The sequence below is a fragment of the Pedobacter sp. genome, from assembly GCF_035566355.1.
Classification (GTDB): Bacteria; Bacteroidota; Bacteroidia; order Sphingobacteriales; family Sphingobacteriaceae; genus Pedobacter.
In genome coordinates, this window is the sequence record NZ_DATMRL010000103.1 from 1 (window position 1) to 20,814 (window position 20,814).

A 20,814-nucleotide genomic window follows, 5' to 3' on the forward strand; every position below is an offset into this window, starting at 1 on the left:
CCAGCGTATAATTCAAGTCATCTCCGTCTATACCCAGGATATATTTAACTTCATGGTCCTGTAAATGGTAAAAGAATGACATTTCTTTTAGCAAATCAAAACGGTGTGACTCATTTCCGGCAAGTTCAGGAGTATGGGTGGTAAACACCACTCTTTTCTTAACTTCATCCAGGCTCTGGTATTTAGAATAGAGGTAAAAATTTAAAGGAAGGGAATGCCCCTCGTTCATATGATAAACATCTACAGGGAATTGAAGTATATCCAGCAGCATAGCACCACCTATCCCCAATACCATAGATTGTGCAATTCGGGTCGACTCATTAGAATCGTAAAGACGGTGTGTAATCGATCTGGACACCTCATCATTTTCTTCTACGTCCGTACTCAGCAGGAATACCGGAGCAGAACCAAAAGTTTCCGGCTTTAAAAGATAGGCCTTGATGTGGACCGGTGCATCATGTACAGGAATAGTAAAAGTAATTCCCGTATCCTGCAAAAAGGAAGAATTCTTTTCTATATAAAAAGGTTTCATATCCGCATCGGTATCCCGAAACTGGTCATAATACCCATATTTCCAAAGCATTCCGATGCCGATAGTAGGATGTTTTAATTCGAAAGCACTCCGCATGTGTGAGCCTGCCAGAAAACCAAGCCCTCCGCTGTATATTTTTAAAGATTGATCTATGGCAAATTCCATAGAGAAATAAGCGATGGTTTTATTGTACTTTTCATTGGGCTGATACCCGAAGATCTGTTCTTTGTTTATCATATTTGGATGGATATATGGTATGGACGATGTTAAAAAACTGCTATTAACATAAGGTTTTTTTACTATTAAACCTATTAGTGACGCAGATCATTTTTTTATAAACCAAGATTCTACAATTTGCGGCACACGATTAACAAAAATGATTATCTATAAGAGTTTTACATTTGATTCTGCCCATTACCTTCCCGAAGTCCCCACAGGACATAAATGTGGTAATATGCATGGTCATACTTATTCGCTTAAGGTCTTTGTGTCTGGCGAAATCGATCCGGTAACCTGTTGGTTTATGGACTTTGAGGATTTAAAAAACACCATCAATCCGGTCATAGCCCGTCTTGATCATCAGGTTTTAAACGAAATTGAAGGTCTGGAAAATCCGACTACAGAAAATGTGGTGATCTGGATATGGAACCAGATTTATAGCCGCCTCCCTGAACTGGTTAAACTTGAATTAAGTGAAACCCCGGGATCCGGGGTGATCTACGAAGGCAGATAATTTTTAAATCACTTTCGTTAAAAGTTCCCATAGTGTCTTGTTTATTTTGATCATTACAACAGTTGCTAAACCGGATTGTTTTTCAGCTTTTGTAAATGCCTGCTATAAAATTTGAAATTCTGGCAATTAAATAGAACTTTGCCCTCAATTTAAGGAATGCAACTATGATGAAATGGGAGAAGCTATTATCCGCCAAGCGATGGGGAAATGAGGACAGGTTTAAAGGCAACCAAAAAGAAGCCAGGTCAGAATTTCAACGTGATTACGACAGGATTATCTTCTCTTCTCCTTTCAGAAGATTACAGAATAAGACCCAGGTTTTTCCTCTGCCGGGGAGTGTTTTTGTACACAATCGTTTAACCCATAGTCTGGAAGTTGCCAGTGTAGGCCGTTCCCTGGGGAGTATCTTTTACAATAAGATGAAAGATATATACCCGGATATTGATGATACCTGCCCGCTGCTCATTGAGGCCGGAAATATTATTGCTTCAGCCTGTCTTGCCCATGACCTGGGGAATCCGGCTTTCGGGCATTCAGGAGAATCCGCCATTTCTCATTATTTTACAACAGGTGACGGAAAGATTTACCAGTCACAGGTCACCGAAAGTCAATGGAAAGATTTGATTAATTTTGAAGGAAATGCCAATGCCTTAAGAATTCTCACCCATCCATTTGCTGGTAAAGGTACCGGAGGCTTTGCCTTAACTTATGCCACTTTGGCTTCTATTGCAAAATACCCTTGTGCATCGATTGCTGGTCACAATAAGAAAAATATCTTCACCAAGAAATATGGCTTTTTTCAATCTGAACAGAGCGGCTTTGAAAAGATCGCGCTAGAAATGGATCTGATCAAGGTACAGGAGGAACCTTTGATCTATAAAAGACATCCGCTGGTTTACCTGGTAGAGGCGGCGGATGACATCTGCTACAATATTATTGATCTGGAAGATGCGCATCGCTTAAAGATTCTGTCTTATGCTGAAGTGGAAAAATTGTTACTGCCTTTGTGTAACGATGCCCGGCTGCCTGACCGTTTGGCTGAAATGGAAGACGATGATGCAAAGATTACTTTAATGCGCGCAAAATCCATTAGTACCCTGATCTGGCAATGTTCCAATGTATTTTACCAGGAACAGGAAAGTATTCTTGGTGGTCATTTCAATCAAAGTCTGATGGATGCGATCGAAGAGCCATATTTATCAGTGATGAAAGAAATTGAGCGGATTTCGATTAAGAAAATCTATAACTACCATTCCGTGGTGCAAATTGAAGTGGCTGGTTACCAGGTTATGGGCGGATTACTGGAAGAATTCATTCCTGCTTACCTCCAGAATGAATCCAAATACCATAAAAAACTGGTAGAACTGATCCCAAAACAATTTCTTACCCAGCAAACCGATGCCTATACCAAGATTCAATGTGTACTTGATTTTGTTTCTGGTATGACCGATATCTATGCTGTAGAATTGTTCCGGAAAATTAAAGGAATCTCTTTTCCTTCTATGAGTTAAATGTCTAATCTATAGCCCATATCTCATGAAAGCGACATTTGCAGAAAAAGTCCTTGCTTTTTACAGACAACTCGGTGTTTTTACCGGACTTCCTGAGGGCATAGAGGTTCTCAATCCGTATAAGGACGGATCAGCTACCTATGAACTCGCTGCCCGGTTTTATGAAAAATTCTATGCGGATACCGCATCCAGATACCTCATCATCGGAATTAATCCCGGAAGGTTTGGAGGTGCAGTTACCGGGGTGCCTTTTACAGACCCAAAACGTTATATAGAGCAATGTGGACTGGAATATAATGGGATGATGACGCATGAGCCATCTTCAGTATTTGTTTATGAAATGATTGATGCTTTTGGAGGCCCGGCTGCTTTTTATAGTCAGTTTTACATCAATTCGATGTTTCCGCTTGCGCTGACTTATAAAGGGAAAAATTACAATTACTACGACAGTGCTGAACTCAGTAAGTTATTGAGACCCGCTATTATAGAGAACCTTAAACAGCAGATTTCTTTAGGAACAGCGCGGGACATTTGTTTTTGTCTCGGTAAGAAAAACTATGAATTTCTGCAGAAGCTGAACCTGGAATATCAGTTTTTTAAAGAGGTCATTCCACTGGAGCATCCGAGGTATATCGTGCAGTACCGAAGTAAAGATAAAGCGGCCTTTATTCAAAAATACCTCAGGGCTTTTCATTCCGTTGGTGTGAAGTGATCATTTTTATTTTTTTAAAAAAATGAATAGGGGTAAAGCAGCAGCATGTTGTCTTACCCAAAAAGAATGATCATTTATTAAAAAATCACAAAAATGAAAACCACTAAATTATCTTTAATTGTTGCATTATTAGGCTTGAGTTTTTTCTCTGCAAAAGCGCAGAATTCCGACTTTAATTTCGGTATTAAAGCAGGCGTGAACTATGGTACCTTGCCTTCAGGCTTAAAGGATCTGAGCGATAAAGCCGGGAAAGCAGGTTTTAATATTGGTGTATTTGCCCGCGCCGGAAAAGACCTTTATGTACAGCCAGAGGTTAATTTTTCTACTTTCGGCAGTAAGTATACCCTGGGTTCTAAAGAATATGAACCAAAATTCAGACAAGTGAATGTGCCACTGATGATCGGTTATAAGCTGATCAATACTGCAAACCTGAATTTCCGACTTTCAGCAGGTCCTGATTTTAGTTATAACCTGAATAAGCCGGATGCACCACAGAACTTTAGTTACAAGAGAGTAAATATGGGCGGGGTGATCAATGCAGGTGTGGATATTGGCAACATTACCATCGATGCCCGCTATACGCATGGATTTACCAAAATCAATAAGGGCCTGGATGAAAAAACTGGTTTATTTAATCTTTCTGTCGGATTTAAAATTTTCTAGAGCTTAAGCCGCTAGGAATAAAAAAGGAGGTGCCGCAATTTGCGATACCTCCTTTTTTATGGGTTTGCAGGGTTTTGATAGCTTTAGCGGTTTTTCTTAATTTCTTCGAGTCTTGTTTTTTGTTCTGTTAGACGCTTTTGTAATTTTGTCTTTTTTTCTTCATTATGCTCTTGTTCCGTCTCTCCCGCGGTATGAATCCATTGATGATATTGTTTTTCCTGCTGTTCCGCGTTGTGGTTTATTTTTTTCTGCAGGACCTCACGCTGTTTTTTAAGATCAGCAAGTGTATTTTTCCAATCGGCTTCTTCGCTGCCTTCTGTATCGATGATTTTTGCTTCTGCTTCCTGGATAGCTTTATTGATTTTATGAAGTTCTGTTTGCGCGGGAAGAAAGACTTCATCATTGACATTAAAGCGTTTCAAGTCAGAAGTTATGGGTAACAGGACGGAATTTACCGGGGTTTCCCAGTCTTCCCATACATGTGCTATCAGGACAGATTTACCTTTAGGAATTTGTGAAGATACAGTATCCAGGTAGTCTGAAACATCTTCCGCTTTTAAGGTTTCTCCAGCGGATCCGGCCAGCATACCACCAGCCACGCCAACAATAAAACCCAGCGGGCCGGCAAGCAGACCAATTAACCCGCCCAATAAGCCTCCACCGATGACACCTGTACCTTCTGTTTTATCCTTTGCAGACCGGATAGCAGTCTTGCCGGAGGCATCCTTGCTGAGTACATAAGTTTCGCCAAGTGAAATATCTTTTGTTAAATCCAGTTGCTGTAAAGCTTGTAAACCAGTAAATGCCTCAACTTCACTATTGAAAAGGGCTTGAATCATTTTTTCCATATAAACTCAGACTGTTGATTTTTAATACTACAATTTAAAGTCAAATTGGTTTGAGAGGAGGTGAATTGTGTCGAAAAATTCTGTACAGCTGCTTCAAGACTAACGATATCAGGCGGCTGAAAAAGCCGCAGATCTCTGAGGTCTTTCCGCAGCGTACGAGAATTTTTCGTAGCAAATTGCAGAGGAGGGTGGTGATCCGGGTAGGGTGTAGACACGGTTATGTCTTGGTTTATATCCCGGGCGGAGTTAATAACTATTAAAGTCATTCCAAACAAATGGGATTAGCGTATTGTTAGATTAAACTGTAATGATCAGAAACTGATACCATTTTTATATATTTAGAAAACGTTAATCAATTATAGAATGAGCTCCAAAGAATACAAAAGCTTGAATTTCAGACAAGCCGATCCTGAAGATTCAGAAGCTGTTTATGGTTTTATTTGCAAGCTGGAACAAAAGAAAATGGACTATGAAACCTTTAAGTCCCGTTTCAGAGAACAGGTAATGTCGCCCTCTATACTGTTGGTCCTTGCAGAAAATGAAGGTGTACCACTTGGTTTCCTGAGTTGTCATAACCAAAATTTACTGCACCATGATGGTGAAATCTATGAAATTGTGGAATTTGTAGTAGAAGAAGAAAGTCGTGGGAAGGGGATTGGAAAGAAGATGATGGAATATCTGGAAGCACAATTAAAGGACAAAGACTATGAGCTGATTGAAGTAGCTTCCAATAATTCCAGGGATGGGGCTCATCGGTTTTATCAACAATGTGGTTTTAAGCAAAGCCATTATAAATTTACAAAAAGCAAAAAATAAAGCGCCCCGATCATGATCTCATCTTTGATCATGATCGGGACGCTTTATTTTTTATTTTCTTTCTGCCGGTTATTTTACGTCAAACCAAAGTTTGGTGGTCAATACATCTGTACCCTGACGGGCTACAGCAGCTTTATAATTTGCACCGTTCAGTGATTGCTCTGTACCCGGATAAATGAACCTGACAGGAAGCTGTCCGTTCAGAGTACCCGCAACTGCGGGGCTTAGAGCCGGATAATCCAAACGTCTCCATTCAGCAAATGCTTCCAGTCCCTGACCAAATAAAGCAATCCACTTTTGGTTCCCGATAGACTTTCTGAAATCAGAAGCATCATATTGAACGGCCGCCGACTGGGTATAAGTAGAGATGGCTGCTTCAGCAACAGAATATTGTCTTAAAGATTCTGTAACGGCTTGTTTGTACAATGCTGCAGCATCCTCTGTAGTAAAACCTCTTGCTGCTGCTTCTGCACGGTCAAACAAAACCTCTGCATAACTGATAATGACCGCAGGCGCAGACGGAGCCAGGAAATAGGTGCCTGGTTTAGAGGTTTTGGTAAGTCCCAGGTTGGCTGCATCACCAGTAAGTAAACCATTAGCTACACCAACATAGGTGAGCGCTGTTGCATCTTTTGTCGGGCTGGCGAAAACAGGAAGACGTGGATCATTTAAGCTTCTCAGTCTGTCTACAATGGTTTTACTGATCCGGTAGTCGTCGCGGGTATCAAACAAATTGCTGATGGGGTTTTGGTTGGGGGAAGAAGAGTACACCAGACGAGCTGTTTCAGCTTGCGTACTGATGTAACCTGTGCCTTCTGCTGCAATCTCTGCAAGAACAGTTTTGGAAATTTCAGGCTCCCTGTCAGCAATACGTAATGCGATACGAAGGCGGAGTGAATTGGCGAACTTTTTCCAGTTGATGATGGATCCACTGTAAAGGATATCGCCGCCAATGGCTTTGCCGTTTACATTTAAATCCAGTTGTGCAGATTTCAGATCATTCAGAATTCCTAGATAGACATTTCTTTGCGTGTCATATGCTGGGTTGACATAAGTGCTGATCTGTATAGCCTGGCTGTAAGGGATATCACCATAGGCATCGGTTAAAAGGGAAAAGATCCAGGATCTTAGTACTTTGGCTACCCCGCGGTAATTCGTGTTACCTTGTGCATCGGCAATGCTGATTACTTTGTTTAAATTGGTAATCCCTTTGGTATAGCCATTGTTCCAGAGCTCCTGCAGGTCATTGTTGGTAAAGATATAACGATCAGGATCTGTATACTGGATCTTTGCCCAATGCTGGATGAACAGCAAACTGGAATTCATATTATTGGTGGTTCCCCAATAGGTGTCTGCGGTGTTTTTAATGGCGCCGGTGAGTAAGTAATCCGGCTGTGGGTTCTCGGCTTCGTTGGGGTTTTTATTAATATTGGCCAACTGTTCTTTGCAGGAACCAAGGGAAAGTGCAAGGATTGCAGAAAATGCGATGGTTATAGATTTGAATTTCATGATCGTTAGAATTTAAGGTTAAGGTTAAAACCAAAGCTCCTTGAAGTAGGAAGAGTCAGATCTTCCAGTCCTTGAGCATTTCCGGTATTGAAGGCTGTTTCAGGATCGATGTTCGGTACATTTTTGTGAATGATCCATAAGTTTCTGCCGACCAGGGAAACGGTTGCATTCTGAAGACCAATTTTTTTGGTCCAGGAAGATGGTATACTGTAACTCAGTTTCACCTCACGGAGTTTGATATAGGAAGCATCATATACAAACTGCTCGTCTACGTTGGTAATGCCCTTATAGTATTGCTGGGCAGGAATAATCCGGCTGTTTTTAGTGCCGTCTGCCAGTACGCCGTCAAAGATCATCCCGTCTGTGTATACGATTTCGCCTGCGGGGGCTTTACCGCCAACAGGCAGGCCTACGGCTACTGCAGAAGTAGCATTGCCAGGAAAATAATACGTTAAACCACCGTTTTCTGTATTTCTGCCAGGAAGTGTGCTGGCGAGCACGCCGGTATAGGTACCAGTACGGTTGGTATTCGAATAGATTTTTCCACCTATTCTGGCATCAACCAGGAAATTCAGGTTGAAGTTTTTATAGGTAAAGCTGTTGGTGATACCGCCCAGCCAGTTTGGTGTAAATTTACCCAGGTAATGTTTGTTGGGGTCAATTACGGGCGTGCCTGATGCGCTAACCAGAATTTGACCGGCAGCGTTGCGCTGATAGGTGGTTCCAAACAATGTACCATATGGCTGGCCTACTGCGGCCAATACATCTACGGTCCTGTTGGTTCCAATGGTATAGCTACTGATCAGCCCTTCACTATCCAGAATGAGTACTTTGCTCCGGTTCAGACCGTAGTTCAAATTGATGTCCCAGCTGAAGTCTTTCTGTTTTACAGGAGTCAGTCCCAATTGAACTTCCAGCCCTTTGTTATTGATGCTTCCGCCATTGATCAGTTTCTGAGCATAACCTGTAGAAGAACTCACTTTTACCTTTAGGATCTGGTTTACACTGTTGGTGTTATAGGCGCTTACATCTAATCGTACACGGTTGTCAAATAAACCTAATTCTATACCTGCTTCTGTCGATTTGGTGATCTCGGGAAGCAAATTCGGGTTCAGCTGAATGGCATTGGCTGCCTGTTGCGGGTTTCCGTTGAAAGGAGCGGTGAAGCTATAGGTATTGACCAGCTGATAAGGATCTGTGGCTTTACCTACTTTAGACCAGCCGCTTCTGATTTTAGCAAAACTTAAGACATTGCTTTTGATGTCAAAAGCTTCTGTCAAAACCAAACTTCCGTTTACAGAAGGGTAGAAGTAAGACAGATTCTGTTTTGGTAAACTGGAATCCCAGTCGTTCCGCGCAGTTACATTGATAAAGGCATAATCACGGAAACCCAGCTGTCCCGAACCAAATACGCTATAGGTTCTTCCTTTAATAAAGACATTGGAAGATACCAATGGGTCCCTGGAATTGCTTAAGGTATAAAGCCCGTTTACAGCCAGCTTAGTAGCCATTTGATCGTTTTGCTCCGAGGTTGCGGTTCTAACGTTAGCACCAGCAAGTAGATTAAGCGAAAAATCATTGTTCAGTTTTTTATTGAATTCCAGACGGCCTTCGGTATTGTTTTCATTGACCGCGAAGGCTTCTTCTTCATAAGAACCAAAAGGAGTACCGTTTGTTCCGTAGGCCACCTTGATCTTTCTGCGGTCGTTATAATAGTCATTTCCCGTTCTGAAATTGGCAGATAAGGCACTGGTGATCTTATAATTTAATTCTGCATATCCCACAATGCGGTCACGTTTTTGAGAAACCGTATTTTCATAAGCAATGAAATAAGGATTGCTGTAATAGCTGTTGTTCCAGTTGAAGTCGTTGCCATTCGCATCTTTGTAATTTTTAAGCTGGCTCACGTCAACCTGGCGGCCAAACCAGGTGAATTGAAGCATGGGGCCTGTAGCACGTTTGCCACCAGTTGCAGGCAGGTTAGCTGCATAGCTTTTAATATAATTTGCCGAAGCATTTAAAGTCAGTTTTGGAGTAATCCGGTAAGTGGTATTGAGCAGGAAAGAATTTTTGCTTTGAGAAGAATTGGGGATGACGCCATTCTGCGTCAGGTTATTATAAGAAAAACGAACATCTTGTTTTTCACCTGAACCTGCAAGAGAAATACCATTGTTTAAAGCGTAACCGGTTCTGAAGAAATCTCTCACATTGTTGGGATGGGCAACAAAAGGAACAGGTTCCCCATTGGAATTGAATTGAGGAATAAGTCTTCCGTCCAGTGGCGGGCCCCAGCTTTCATCTACCCCATCGTTCAGGCCCCCGCCTTTGCCATCAACATAGCTAAACTTCCCGTTCGTACCTTGTCCAAAAGCGTTCTGGTAATTGGGAATAGTAAGCAGGTTGGAGAAAGTAGTGTTGGAATTCACATTAATGCCCAAACCTTGCTGTCCTCGTCCTGTTTTGGTTTTAATCAGGATGACACCAGCTGCCGCTCTTGAACCATACAAAGCTGCCGCATTCGGGCCTTTCAGTACGCTGATTGATTCGATGTCCTCGGAATTGATATCGGAAATCGGATTGGCAAAATCCCTGGAGCTATTGGTCCCTGATTGTTGGGTATTGTTGACCGGTACACCATCTATGACAAATAAAGGCTGGTTGTCATTTGCAATAGAAGTTTCCCCCCGGATCACAATCCTGGAAGAACCCATGTCGCCCTGGCTGCTGGTGGTTTGAACACCAGCGATCTTTCCGGCAAGAGCATTAACCAGGTTGGTTTCCTTGGCGGTAGAGATGTCCTTTGATTTGAGCTCCTGAACAGCATAACCTAGTGATTTTTTGGCTTTGGTAATGCCCAATGCCGTCACTACAACTTCGTTGAGCTCGTTGGTAGAGGCAGTCAGTGCAATATGAAGCTGCGTAGTTCCGGGAGTGACCACCACATCTTTTGTGGTATAGCCAATGTAAGCAATCCGAAGTATATCTTTGAGGTCTGCATGGATGCTGAACTTTCCGCTGGCATCGGTTACGGTACTGGTATTTTTGCCTTTGATGGTGACAGATACCCCCGGAATGGCCTGTCCGTCACTGCTGTCGGTTACCGTACCGGTCAATTGCACAGACTGCGCCTGTGCTGTCTGGAGGAAAAAAAAGGACATAAGAATCCCTATAAAAATTTTGTATATTTTTAGCATATGGGTTAAATTAAAAGGTAATTAATAAGCTGCTGGTGTTCTTTTTAGTGCATGCAACATGTAAAGTGGAAAGCAGCGCACATGGGCTGCAGGATAGCAGAAGGACAGGAGTGAGGGCGTAGCGTCATTTTTTTCAGGCGTACTTGTTGTTTCATTTTCTGTTGTTTAGGTGTTATGTTCTCTAAGCTCCCGTTTGTGCAGAAATTGAAGGTTGGCTTTTGCAGATAAGAAATTTGCTTGAATTGCAGCATCTTATCTTATTCGCTTTTGCGAATTGGAATTAGCACCTTTTACCTGTTGAGAGTAGAGGTTGCTAAGACATCACAGGGCCAGTCCCTCAGTCTTTCTGGATAAGTTAGGAAGCGTAATGAACGATCTTCTGCTGCAAAGATATAAATAATCTACTAATCCTATAGGATTTACTTAAAATATTTTTTTTATACAGTTGGTGTCCTGCCTCCGTCTACTGGAATACTGGTGCCATTGACATAAGATGCCGCTGGAGAGGCCAGGAAAGCCACTACATTGGCAATCTCTTCAGCCTCACCAAATCTCTTCATCGGGACGCTGCTCCGCATATTTTCTTCTACAGTTTCCGCACTGTTGTGCTGACTGGCGGCGGTTTGCTGCACCAGGCTTTGCAGGCGTGCGGTATTGGTGAGACCAGGTAGAACATTGTTTACCGTAATATTGTACTGGCCCACTTCATTAGATAATGATTTCGCCCAGGAAGCCACTGCAGCACGGATGGTATTGGACACCCCCAGGTTGGCCAGGGGTGTCCTGACAGAGGTAGATACGATATTGATGATCCGTCCGTATCCGGCTGTTTTCATTCCTGGTAATACAGCCTGAACCAGAATCTGGTTGCAGATCAGGTGCTGCTGGAAAGCATTGCTAAATGTTTCCGGAACTGCCTCAGCAATCGGACCCGCTTTGGGACCACCGGTATTGTTCACCAGTACCGTTACCGAATGGTTTGAAGTAATATCTTCTATGGCTTTTTGGACATCCCCCTGTCTGGAAAAATCGGCAACTCTATAGCTATGCTGTTGTCCATGTTTTGCAGAGAGTTTTTCTACTGCAGATTTTAACGCCTCTTCATTTCTTGCAATGAGGATGCAGGTGGCACCAAGTGAGGCTAAGGCGATGGCACTGGCCAGCCCGATACCTTGTGTACTTCCGCAGATAACAGCGTGTTGATGTGCTAAAGAAATATTCATATGTACAATTGGTTTTTGTCTTGTGTAAAGCTAGTCAGTATTTTAGATAAAAAAACAATGCGGGTTGAATACCGTTTGCTAAAAGTAATTTTTACCCCTATCTTTCGTTATTCATCAGAAGCAGTAAAACATGTCGAACATCAGTATTATTATAGAAGAAAGACCAGCGGATATTGGAAATTTTTTAGTGGGAAGATTACTCCCTTTCCGCGAGAAAAGAATGGTTGGACCTTATATCTTTATTGATCATATGGGGCCTGCGGCATTGAGTGACCATGAAAACATGGATGTTCCTCCACACCCGCACATTGGCTTGTCTACCCTAACGTATCTTTTTGAAGGGAGTATACGGCACCGGGACAGCCTGGGTACGGATATAGAGATTCATCCGGGTGCAGTAAACTGGATGACGGCCGGGAAAGGGATTGTACATTCGGAAAGGACACCTGAATATTTGCGTCATACCGATAAACATTTACACGGTTTACAGATCTGGGTGGCCCTGCCTTTAGAGTTTGAAGAAATGCAGCCTTCTTTCCAGCATGTGGAAGCAAAAGATATCCCGCACTGGGAAAAGGATGGTGTTTCTTTCCGGCTTATTGCAGGAGAGGTTTTCGGACGGCGTTCACCAGTAGCGACTTATAGCCCTCAGTTTTTTATCGAGATCAAAAGTGCGGACCGAAAGGTGCTGAATATTGGCCAGGAGCTTTTTGGGGAATCCGGCTTGTATATTCTGGAAGGCAGTGTGATCAGCGATGGTCATGAATTTACGCCTAAGCAATTATTAGTGGCCAAGGAAGCTAAACTCTGTGAATTTACAATGACAGAAAATACCACCATTTATATTTTTGGTGGTGAGCCATTTAAAGAAGAACGTTTCATTTACTGGAATTTTGTGGCCAGCAGTAGGGAAAAAATTGAAGAGGCCAAACAGAAATGGCTGGATCAGAGCTTTGAACGGGTGCCAGGCGAAACAGATTTCGTACCTTTGCCTAAACAAAATTATAACCCGGCAAGTACGGCAAAAAAAGACGCTTAAATGATCATGAAGAAAAAGATATGGGTCAGAAATTTAATCCTGCTGGCTGTTTTAAGTTGTACAGTTGGCTGTGATCAGATCACCAAAACGATTGTCCGGAACGAGCTCAGCTATAACGAGAATATCAGGTTTGTTTATAATCATCTGACCCTGACAAAGGTGGAGAATTCCGGAGCATTTTTAAGCCTTGGTGATTCCTTTTCTTCAGAGATCAGATTTGTTTTTCTTTCTTTAATGCCTTTACTGGTCCTGTCCTTTGGCCTGTATTTCCTGTTCAGCAAGGTACATATTGCAAAAGTTTATGCAATAGGTTTATGCCTGGTTATTGGAGGTGGAATAGGAAATTTATACGACAGGTTGCTACATGGCTCTGTGACTGATTTTTTGCATATTGACTTTGGCTTGTTTCAAACCGGGGTTTTCAACGTGGCCGATATGGCCATTATGGCCGGGATGTTCATTATATTTCTGGATATCTATACGCGCCGAAAGACTTCCGGCCCAATCGAGCCGGAAGGAGTTGCGAAAGGAAGTGGTACATAGGAAGCTTTAAATTCTTATTTTTTTGAAAAATTCCATTTGAGCGCCGCGGCACCATAAGCGGTTGTGGTGAAACGTGGATCGGCGAGCTCTTTCTCTTTGAAAATCGCGCTTATCTTGCGGTCATTTATGCTGAAAGAACGGAGTAGTGTGGTTCCTGCGGTAAGTTCCAGGCTTAGTGATTTGCCAAGTTTGATTTCCGGCCTCAGGCCTGCAATGATTTGCTGGTACCCCAGAATCTTGGACTGATTGTCTTTGTTGACTTCCGCAGTCATACCGCTCAGTTCAATAACGGCCTTAAGAGCGAGCACCTTGTTGATTTGCACGCCAAACTCCATTCCCTGAGGAAAATTAATATGCAGTTGGTATTTGCCGCGGGTTGTCCAGTCAAAATAAATACCGGGCAAAATCATGGGGGCTCCAAAAGTATTGGACAGTACGGGTCCAAAACCCAGTGCAATACGAGGGTTAAAATGTTTGATAAATAAAACACCTCCTTGCGCCAGGATATCATCGGAGGTGATTTTTTCCATGTCCGTGTACACACCAACCGAGGCCATAGCCATAATGGACCAGGTTTGGCTGATGGGCCTGGAATGCAGCAAACCGATTTGAGCATTCAGGAGCCTGGTTGGAAAAAGCTTCTCGTCATAATTTCGGTTTGTGATTTGGGCATAGGCACCTTCTGCACTGAGTGCCCATAGTATTGGTCTGCCTTGTTCGTCTGTTTTAGTAGAGAGTGGAATGCTGATGGCGCCCTGAATCCTTTTGAAATTACTGGTGGAGCCGGTCTTAAGACTATCTATCGGTCTTACATAATTGGAAAAGGGAACGTAATCTACCTGCAGTTTGCCTGAAAAAATACTTTGGGCGTTGGTTTTTAGATGGAGGCCCAATCCGAACAGGACCAGACCATACTTTAATCTTCTCATTTTAAATATATAGGATACTGACATTTTGCAATAGAGACAACATGACACGGTTTTACCCCTATCCCGAAATGTTTTTTATAAATCAAAAGAGACCTTCGTTAAGGTCGTTTTGACAAAAGGTATACAGGAGCAGAAATGGATTTGCATTATGGAACTAAAATTGTTGTAATTTTATTGCATGAGTAAAGTATTTACAATTACCGAAGGCCTGGAGAATATGGGTGCATTGCGCACAGGTGGACAGGGCTCGGTTTATAAGGGAAAACGTGTAGGGACAATTATAACGGCAGTGAAACTGCTGCCAACACCTGTACACACTGAAAGCGAAGAAGATAAGAACTTTCGGAATTTCCAGAATGAGGTAGAAAAGTTAAAGAAGGTGAATGAGGAGCCTAATCCGAATGTCGTAAAGATTCTGAATTCCGGAATTACGGAAAGTGGCTCTTTTCCTTTTATAGAAATGGAATTTATTGACGGGCCGGACCTGGAAGATTTGCTGAAACCGCCGCATGATCCTGTTTTTTCGATCAAAGAAGTGATCAAGGTAGCCGATCAGCTGGCTAATGCCTTGGCACATTGTCATAAATTTTCAGTAAAGCACGGTGATATCAAGAGTAACAATGTAAAATTCAACGTGCATTCGGGCAACTATGTGCTGTTGGATTTTGGTTTGTCTGCAATGTCAGATGACCAGCGCAGAACCAGTATCCGGCATGCTGGCGCCATTGAGTTTATGGCTCCGGAACAAAATGAAGGGCAGTTGCTGTTTCAAACGGATATCTATAGTTACGGAATTATATTATATGAATTGCTGGCCGGACAAGTACCTTTTCCTTTAACAGATCAGGGACAGAAGTCCAGAAATGAAGTGATGCTGGCGCATGTGGAACAGAATGTTCCGGATTTAACAGAATTGCGGCGTCAGTATATTCCGGAAAACTGGTCGCCTGAGAAGAGACAGCATGAGCTTCAGGTGCCACAATGGTTGTTACAGGTAATCGCAAAATGCCTGCAGAAAGATCCTTTACAGCGTTTTGGAAATGGCGTAGAACTCCAGGATTTCATTATTCATCACAGTATAGCTTCGCCTGCCGAGGGTGGACAGGTACCGAATACTGCATTGCTGCAGGAAGAAAATGAACGTTTGCAGGATTTGCTGTTGCGTTACCAGGAAACCGAAAGGATGCAGTCTGTTCCAGCAGTGGAGGAGGCTGATGTGATCAGAGTGGCCAGACCAGTGTTTTATTCGATGATTGTCCTGATGGTCGTGCTTGCTGGTGCCATGGGGCTTTTGCTGTATGGGAATTCCAGCAAAGACGCACAGGAAAATACCGGAAAAGGCGGTAACGTATTGAGAGATACAACCAGTAAACAAGAGAAGCCTTATACAGAGCCCGTAAATGAGGTTACGCCAGATACAATGACCCTGGACACCGCAACTAAGATTAAACCGGTGGAAGTTAAACCCATTACCAAACCTCCCCACGACAGTACGAAATTAGACCTGGATACCGCCGTTCATTTTTAATAGTTTATTTATGGAACCAAAAACAACTTTCTGGAAGAAGATCGGCCTGCAGGACCTTTTTCTCCCAGGCAGCAAAACAAAAAAGACAAAAGCCACTGCTGCACCGGGCCTCACCCCGGACAGCGTGTACCAGTATATTTTACAGCAGTTTAAAGCTTCTATTGCAGAATTGTCTTTTGCAGGACGTGTTGTATTTTATCATGAGTATATGATCTGTTTCAATGCCGAAGATTATAAAGAGTTCCTGAGCCAGAAACAAGGTTTATTTGGAATTATTGTAGATGAAGCGGTGAAACAATTCTATCAGATTCTTAAGACTTATGAAAAAGAGGGAAAGAAAGTCCAGCCCTCCAGCTCCAAATGGGTGTTTCGGTTGGTGTCGCACCCGGATTATGAAAGAGGAGATATCGGCTTTATCGGCAAGCTGCTCCCTGGCAGCCAGCAGAAGGAAGATAACCTTCGGGTAACGTTTATTCCAAGACAAACAGGGGTGGTGCAGACGTTTGATGTGAACGAAGATATCCTGAAAGGATTTACCTATTATAGTGAAGGCTATTATGAACTGCCTTATGCACCGGAGGAAGAATCCGCAGCACATAGCCCGGTTAAAGCGGTTAAAAAGACCTATGCCAGACTGGATACCATTATGCCAGACCAGAAATATTCGGGCAAAAAGTTCGAATACCTGATGAAAGACGAGGACATCATTGTATCTGGTGCAGAAGAAGAACGTACAGAGGTTAATATCTTTAGAATTCCTTCAGAATGGGTGGATGCGCCGCATCTTAGGATCCGCTTCAATTCGGCTGACGGTAAATTATACCTGGCTTCTTTTGGAGAAAAAACGATTATTAATGAGCAAGAAGTGCTGCGGAGTAATATCAATGCGCCGGTATGGACTGAGCTGCCGATCAACTCTAAGGTGTTGCTGAACGGGATTATAGGGATTAACATCTTTAAAGGTTGATATGTTGTCGCAAATATTAACCTGGGCGTTGCTGGCCATTTGTATAGCACTTTTGGCGGGGCATTTTGTAAACATTAAAGATCAGGGGAATGGAGAATAGATTATTTGGTCAAACGGATATTGGTAAGGCCAGAGACAATAATGAAGATGCTTTCCTGGCCGAATCAATCGGAGGAAGCAGTTTACTGCTTGCTGTTGTCATTGATGGGGTTGGAGGATATGAAGGGGGAGAGGTTGCTGCTGCAATTGCCCAGACCTGTATCCGGAAAAATTTGGCAGGTTTGGGTAGGGAGAATATTCTTCCGGCACTGATTACAGCGATCAGAAATGCCAATCAGGAGATTTTTACACACAAAAGTCAGGATCCTGCACTGGATAAAATGGCTTGTGTACTGACACTTGTAGTGGCAGATCCGGAACAAAATCAGTTTTACTACGCTCACGTAGGGGATACCCGTCTGTATTTATTACGGGATAAGGCGCTGGTGAAGATTACTCAGGACCAGAGTTTTGTGGGCTTCCTGGAAGATTCCGGCAGACTCACAGAGGCAGCAGCTATGCAACACCCCAAAAGAAATGAAATTAACCAGGCACTAGGCCTGGAAGAAACAGCCCGGCTTCGAAACGATTTTATAGAAACCGGACAATCTCCTTTTCTTCCAGGGGATCTGTTGCTGCTTTGCAGTGATGGCTTAACAGACCGTATTGATAAAGAGAGGATTACAGCTTTGCTGGATCAGGATCACTTGCCGGCTGTGGCGCAAGCGCTGATTGACGCTGCAAATGCCGCCGGAGGCCATGATAATATTACGGTGGTTCTGGTTAAAAATGATAAAATACCTGCACAGCATCAGCCTGCTAAACCGGCTGCAAAGCAGGAAACTGTAGCCTTTGTTCCGGCTCCGGTACCTTCCGCAAAGAATCCGGTTAAAGTAATCAGAAACAGGGGCTGGGTGGCCTTATTACTGTTGCTTTCCGCAGGATTACTCGGCCTTTCAGGATGGCTGTACATGCAGCTTGAACTGATACAGCATCAAGTTCGCCCCTTGGCTCCCGTGTATGAAAATCCCTGGCAGCCTGTACAATCTGGACTGGATACATTGAAAAAACCTTTAAGAGATAGTGTGTATTATACGGATTCTGTTGCTAAGCCTTTAAAACCGCATGGAAAGAAATCAGTTAGATAGTGATACACAGAAAAAGGCAGGAAGGGGCAAGGAACGTTTGTTTCTGGGACTGATTGCTGTGGTCCTGGCGCTGCTTTTTTTTCGCTTGTTTGGCGTATTGCAGCATCGTTTCCAGGGTACAGACCTGAAGTTAAAGCAGGGAACCGTCGTGAACCTGAACGGAGCAGACCCGGTAAGCGGGATCAGCGCGGTTTTGACCCATGGAAATTACGACCTGGACAGCCGCGATATCGCTTTTATTTCAAAAGTGCTGCAAAGCCGCTTTAACGAAGGTGAACATTTTCAGAACATCGGAGAGCTGAATAAACAAAAGTATTATGTTCTTGCTGAGGAGGCTGAAGCAGAAGGAGGGGAATCGTTCAGAAAAAGAGTGCTTTTATCCAGATCTCTTCTGGGCTATGATCAAGATGAAGGACTCTCTTATGAGGCTGAAAAGACCAAACCTAAGGCTTTGCCAGAAAGTATTGATCTTAAAGCCGGTGCTTATGCCATTGATGGAAAGGTTTCGGGAAAGAGTGGAGGCATTGCCGGGGTATTGGTAAAGCTGGAAATGATCCTGCCAAAAGACAGCCTCGACATCCAGCCTTTAACGGCTTTTGTACGGACTGATGCGCAGGGTAAATTTGAATTTGGGCACCTTCCCGCAGACAGGGCATATGAAGTTTTACCTTTGCAGCCAGGATATGAATTTGGGAAGGTGCAAGGGATTGCGGGTCTTCAAGGCAATAAGTCTTTTAACTTTTACCAGAAACCACATACCATCCGTTTGCTCTCTTCGAGAGATTTTAACACCCTGAAGGCTGACGGGGCTTTTATTGTCCGGTCACCGGTACAATTCACTTCCGCTTACTGGACAGTGGCCGGTGTTTTTTTTCTGGCCTTTGTGTTGGTTCATATATTGCTCAGCATACGAGCTCCGAAAGCAGATCCTTTTCTGCTTCCGCTGCTGATGATTCTAACCGGATTGTCTTTGCTCACCCTGATGAGTTTACAGGATCCTTTGAGAGATCGTTTTCTGGCCATCGATACTTTGTATTTCCTGGCCGCAGGTATGTTGATCATGGCGGTGCTGGCGATGATGAACCTGCGTCTTTTTCATCAGGATTCCAGGTTATACAGAATGTTTGTGTTCCGGACACAACGGGAAGCTGCAAATGGCTGGCCGTGGATTGCATTGGGAATGCTGCTGTTACTCTGTACGATTCTACTGGGGTCCGGTCCTGAAGGCAGCGGTGTAAAGGTCAACTTACTAGGGGTACAACCCAGCGAGTTGGTGAAATACCTGGTTATTTTGTTCCTCGCTGGTTTTTTTGCACTTAATGAAAGGTTCATTTCTGAGTATTCCAGCTGGAGAAAACGCTGGTCTTTCTTCTCGTTTGCGCTGGCAGCAATTGTATTGACCTTATTGCTCTTCCTGGCTTTGGGCGATTTAGGCCCGGCTATCGTGATCTGTTTTACTTTTATCATCCTGTTCTCTTTTTCAAGAGGCGATTTTATGATCATGGCTGCTTTTGTAGGGTTATATATCCTGGCATCTTTTATTTTCAGTAATGTGTGGATCGTTGCTGCAATTGCCTTTGGGATATGGGGTTTGGTGCAGTTCTTTAAAAAGCAATGGGTCAGTGAATCGGCTTTGATGGCGCTGGTGGTGATCACGGCCTTTATGACGATTGATAAAATCCCTTTTCTGCATCAGCTGGTACCCGGACCCGTAGAACGTCTTTCAGATCGCAAAGCGATTTGGCAGGATGCCTGGAACAATGAGGTGTATGGGGGCGATCAGGTTGCTAACGGACTTTGGGCCATGGCCAGTGGAGGTTTTTCAGGCCAGGGTACGGGTGAAGGTTATGCCAAGACTATTCCTGAAGCACATACGGACATGATTTTGCCGGCTGTAGGAGAAGAATTTGGCTGGGCAGGTATGGTCTGTATCTTTATCTTATTCCTGGTGTACCTGCACCGGGCCATCCTGATTGGACGGCAAACGGGTAACCCCTTTTTATTCTATATCTGTGCCGGAATAGGCATTAGTACATTTATACAGTTTTTGCTGATTGCGGGAGGGTCTACAGGAGCATTGCCATTATCAGGGGTTTCGCTGCCCTTTGAAAGTTATGGCGGCTCGTCACTGGTCATTAACCTGGTCGCAGCCGGATTTTTGCTCGGTGCCTCTTCTGTTTCGGGAACGAAGGTACAGATGGCCTACCTGACCAAACAACAGGATGCCAATTTGGTTCCTGCACTTGTGGCAGCCAGTATAGGAATGGTTCTGCTGGTGGTGAATATCGGTGGTTATGCACTCAATAATCATAAATGGATTGCCAAGCCCGCCCTGGTGGCCGATAAGAGCGGCATCAGGATGTTTAGCTATAATCCAAGGATTGCGATTTTGATGCGAAAACTGGAGGCTGGTTCTTTGTTTGACCGGGAAGGTCGTTTACTGGCCACAAGTGATCCGCAACTGGTACTGAAGCAAAAAGAATTGCTGAACGCTGCAGGTGTGGGGAATTACAACCTGGATTCTGCCATGCACAAACGGCCGGCCCGTTATTATCCTTTTGAGGAACAATTGTTTTTCTGGACAGGAGATGCCAATACGGGTGTCTTTACCGGGGGAATTAATGGATACTTTGGCGAGTACGAGCATGCAGCAGAGCTTCGTGGCTTTAAGATGCCGGTAACGAACTACGATGTGACCGCATCGAAATATAGGGAAGACCGCTTTCTGCCAAGAGGAATCAAAGAAATGACCGTGCAAAAAAGAGACTATAGCGCATTGGTTCCTTTATTGCTTTCGGGCTTGGACAGTGTGGAAATAGCCGCCTTGAAACACAAGAACAGGGATGTGAAACTAACTATAGATGCTGCACTTCAAACGAG

16 protein-coding genes, 1 pseudogene and 1 riboswitch are annotated in these 20,814 nt (G+C 43.6%); of the genes and pseudogenes, 11 read left to right on the forward strand and 6 right to left on the reverse strand.

Features of this window, described 5'->3' with window-relative positions:
• Positions 1–769 (reverse strand): annotated as a pseudogene (locus tag VNZ46_RS03930) (alpha-glucan family phosphorylase); the annotation flags it as partial.
• A gap of 139 nt (positions 770–908) precedes the next feature.
• Here VNZ46_RS03930 and queD point away from each other — a divergent pair.
• From queD to VNZ46_RS03950, 4 genes are all read left to right on the forward strand, one after another.
• A complete protein-coding gene (gene queD, locus VNZ46_RS03935) occupies positions 909–1,265 on the forward strand; it encodes a 6-carboxytetrahydropterin synthase QueD (RefSeq protein WP_325558799.1) in 357 nt (118 codons plus the stop codon).
• Between the two features lie 167 nt (positions 1,266–1,432).
• The gene (locus VNZ46_RS03940; RefSeq protein WP_325558821.1) at positions 1,433–2,776 is read left to right on the forward strand and encodes a deoxyguanosinetriphosphate triphosphohydrolase; all 1,344 of its coding nucleotides are present in this window, start codon (positions 1,433–1,435) and stop codon (positions 2,774–2,776) included.
• Positions 2,777–2,801: 25 nt separating this feature from the next.
• Complete coding sequence (locus VNZ46_RS03945; RefSeq protein WP_325558801.1) at positions 2,802–3,488, forward strand: uracil-DNA glycosylase family protein; 687 nt, start codon at positions 2,802–2,804, stop codon at positions 3,486–3,488.
• 93 nt (positions 3,489–3,581) lie between these two features.
• Positions 3,582–4,151 (forward strand): porin family protein, encoded by a 570-nt coding sequence (locus tag VNZ46_RS03950; protein ID WP_325558803.1) that lies wholly within the window; start codon positions 3,582–3,584, stop codon positions 4,149–4,151.
• An 83-nt stretch (positions 4,152–4,234) separates the two neighbouring features.
• Here VNZ46_RS03950 and VNZ46_RS03955 read toward each other — a convergent pair whose 3' ends face one another.
• Entirely contained in the window at positions 4,235–4,999 is a 765-nt protein-coding gene (locus VNZ46_RS03955; protein WP_325558804.1) for a hypothetical protein, read from the reverse strand.
• Between the two features lie 363 nt (positions 5,000–5,362).
• Here VNZ46_RS03955 and VNZ46_RS03960 point away from each other — a divergent pair, with 363 nt between their 5' ends.
• Entirely contained in the window at positions 5,363–5,815 is a 453-nt protein-coding gene (locus tag VNZ46_RS03960) for a GNAT family N-acetyltransferase (protein ID WP_325558805.1), read from the forward strand.
• Between the two features lie 69 nt (positions 5,816–5,884).
• On the opposite strand, the gene VNZ46_RS03965 is transcribed toward VNZ46_RS03960, so the two are convergent.
• The 3 genes from VNZ46_RS03965 to VNZ46_RS03975 form a co-directional block, all read right to left on the reverse strand.
• On the reverse strand, positions 5,885–7,324 hold the full coding sequence (locus VNZ46_RS03965; protein WP_325558807.1) for a SusD/RagB family nutrient-binding outer membrane lipoprotein: 1,440 nt from the start codon (positions 7,322–7,324) through the stop codon (positions 5,885–5,887).
• Between the two features lie 5 nt (positions 7,325–7,329).
• Complete coding sequence (locus VNZ46_RS03970; protein ID WP_325558808.1) at positions 7,330–10,482, reverse strand: SusC/RagA family TonB-linked outer membrane protein; 3,153 nt, start codon at positions 10,480–10,482, stop codon at positions 7,330–7,332.
• A 285-nt stretch (positions 10,483–10,767) separates the two neighbouring features.
• A riboswitch (SAM riboswitch) is annotated at positions 10,768–10,875 on the reverse strand.
• A gap of 80 nt (positions 10,876–10,955) precedes the next feature.
• Positions 10,956–11,741 carry an SDR family oxidoreductase gene (locus VNZ46_RS03975; protein ID WP_325558809.1) on the reverse strand — a complete coding sequence of 262 codons (786 nt, stop codon included), beginning with the start codon at positions 11,739–11,741 and terminating at the stop codon, positions 10,956–10,958.
• Between the two features lie 130 nt (positions 11,742–11,871).
• On the opposite strand from VNZ46_RS03975, the gene VNZ46_RS03980 reads away from it, so the two are divergent.
• Together VNZ46_RS03980 and lspA are read left to right on the forward strand one after the other, a co-directional pair.
• The gene (locus tag VNZ46_RS03980; RefSeq protein ID WP_325558810.1) at positions 11,872–12,780 is read left to right on the forward strand and encodes a pirin family protein; all 909 of its coding nucleotides are present in this window, start codon (positions 11,872–11,874) and stop codon (positions 12,778–12,780) included.
• A 6-nt stretch (positions 12,781–12,786) separates the two neighbouring features.
• The gene (lspA, locus tag VNZ46_RS03985; protein ID WP_325558811.1) at positions 12,787–13,323 is read left to right on the forward strand and encodes a signal peptidase II; all 537 of its coding nucleotides are present in this window, start codon (positions 12,787–12,789) and stop codon (positions 13,321–13,323) included.
• A gap of 14 nt (positions 13,324–13,337) precedes the next feature.
• On the opposite strand, the gene VNZ46_RS03990 is transcribed toward lspA, so the two are convergent.
• The gene (locus tag VNZ46_RS03990; RefSeq protein ID WP_325558813.1) at positions 13,338–14,252 is read right to left on the reverse strand and encodes a DUF6268 family outer membrane beta-barrel protein; all 915 of its coding nucleotides are present in this window, start codon (positions 14,250–14,252) and stop codon (positions 13,338–13,340) included.
• Positions 14,253–14,430: 178 nt separating this feature from the next.
• On the opposite strand from VNZ46_RS03990, the gene VNZ46_RS03995 reads away from it, so the two are divergent.
• From VNZ46_RS03995 to VNZ46_RS04010, 4 genes are all read left to right on the forward strand, one after another.
• Positions 14,431–15,780, forward strand: a complete 1,350-nt coding sequence (locus VNZ46_RS03995; RefSeq protein ID WP_325558815.1) for a serine/threonine-protein kinase — start codon at positions 14,431–14,433, stop codon at positions 15,778–15,780.
• A 10-nt stretch (positions 15,781–15,790) separates the two neighbouring features.
• Positions 15,791–16,747 (forward strand): hypothetical protein, encoded by a 957-nt coding sequence (locus VNZ46_RS04000; protein ID WP_325558816.1) that lies wholly within the window; start codon positions 15,791–15,793, stop codon positions 16,745–16,747.
• A gap of 89 nt (positions 16,748–16,836) precedes the next feature.
• On the forward strand, positions 16,837–17,934 hold the full coding sequence (locus tag VNZ46_RS04005) for a PP2C family protein-serine/threonine phosphatase (protein WP_325558818.1): 1,098 nt from the start codon (positions 16,837–16,839) through the stop codon (positions 17,932–17,934).
• Positions 17,912–20,814, forward strand: a 2,903-nt coding sequence (locus VNZ46_RS04010) for an FtsW/RodA/SpoVE family cell cycle protein (RefSeq protein ID WP_325558820.1), incomplete at its 3' end; no start/stop codon positions are given. The genes VNZ46_RS04005 and VNZ46_RS04010, both read left to right, overlap by 23 nt.

Excerpts from the sequence above, each read along its gene's own strand:
- VNZ46_RS03940 (WP_325558821.1), top strand. The coding sequence starts at position 1,433 with ATGAAATGGGAGAAGCTATTATCCGCCAAGCGATGGGGAAATGAGGAC.
- VNZ46_RS03945 (WP_325558801.1), top strand. The coding sequence starts at position 2,802 with ATGAAAGCGACATTTGCAGAAAAAGTCCTTGCTTTTTACAGACAACTC.
- lspA (WP_325558811.1), top strand. The coding sequence starts at position 12,787 with ATGAAGAAAAAGATATGGGTCAGAAATTTAATCCTGCTGGCTGTTTTA.
- VNZ46_RS03990 (WP_325558813.1), bottom strand. The coding sequence starts at position 14,252 with ATGAGAAGATTAAAGTATGGTCTGGTCCTGTTCGGATTGGGCCTCCAT.
- VNZ46_RS04000 (WP_325558816.1), top strand. The coding sequence starts at position 15,791 with ATGGAACCAAAAACAACTTTCTGGAAGAAGATCGGCCTGCAGGACCTT.
- queD (WP_325558799.1), top strand. The coding sequence starts at position 909 with ATGATTATCTATAAGAGTTTTACATTTGATTCTGCCCATTACCTTCCC.
- VNZ46_RS03970 (WP_325558808.1), bottom strand. The coding sequence starts at position 10,482 with ATGTCCTTTTTTTTCCTCCAGACAGCACAGGCGCAGTCTGTGCAATTG.
- VNZ46_RS03995 (WP_325558815.1), top strand. The coding sequence starts at position 14,431 with ATGAGTAAAGTATTTACAATTACCGAAGGCCTGGAGAATATGGGTGCA.
- VNZ46_RS03965 (WP_325558807.1), bottom strand. The coding sequence starts at position 7,324 with ATGAAATTCAAATCTATAACCATCGCATTTTCTGCAATCCTTGCACTT.
- VNZ46_RS04005 (WP_325558818.1), top strand. The coding sequence starts at position 16,837 with ATGGAGAATAGATTATTTGGTCAAACGGATATTGGTAAGGCCAGAGAC.
- VNZ46_RS03955 (WP_325558804.1), bottom strand. The coding sequence starts at position 4,999 with ATGGAAAAAATGATTCAAGCCCTTTTCAATAGTGAAGTTGAGGCATTT.
- VNZ46_RS03980 (WP_325558810.1), top strand. The coding sequence starts at position 11,872 with ATGTCGAACATCAGTATTATTATAGAAGAAAGACCAGCGGATATTGGA.
- VNZ46_RS03950 (WP_325558803.1), top strand. The coding sequence starts at position 3,582 with ATGAAAACCACTAAATTATCTTTAATTGTTGCATTATTAGGCTTGAGT.
- VNZ46_RS03975 (WP_325558809.1), bottom strand. The coding sequence starts at position 11,741 with ATGAATATTTCTTTAGCACATCAACACGCTGTTATCTGCGGAAGTACA.
- VNZ46_RS03960 (WP_325558805.1), top strand. The coding sequence starts at position 5,363 with ATGAGCTCCAAAGAATACAAAAGCTTGAATTTCAGACAAGCCGATCCT.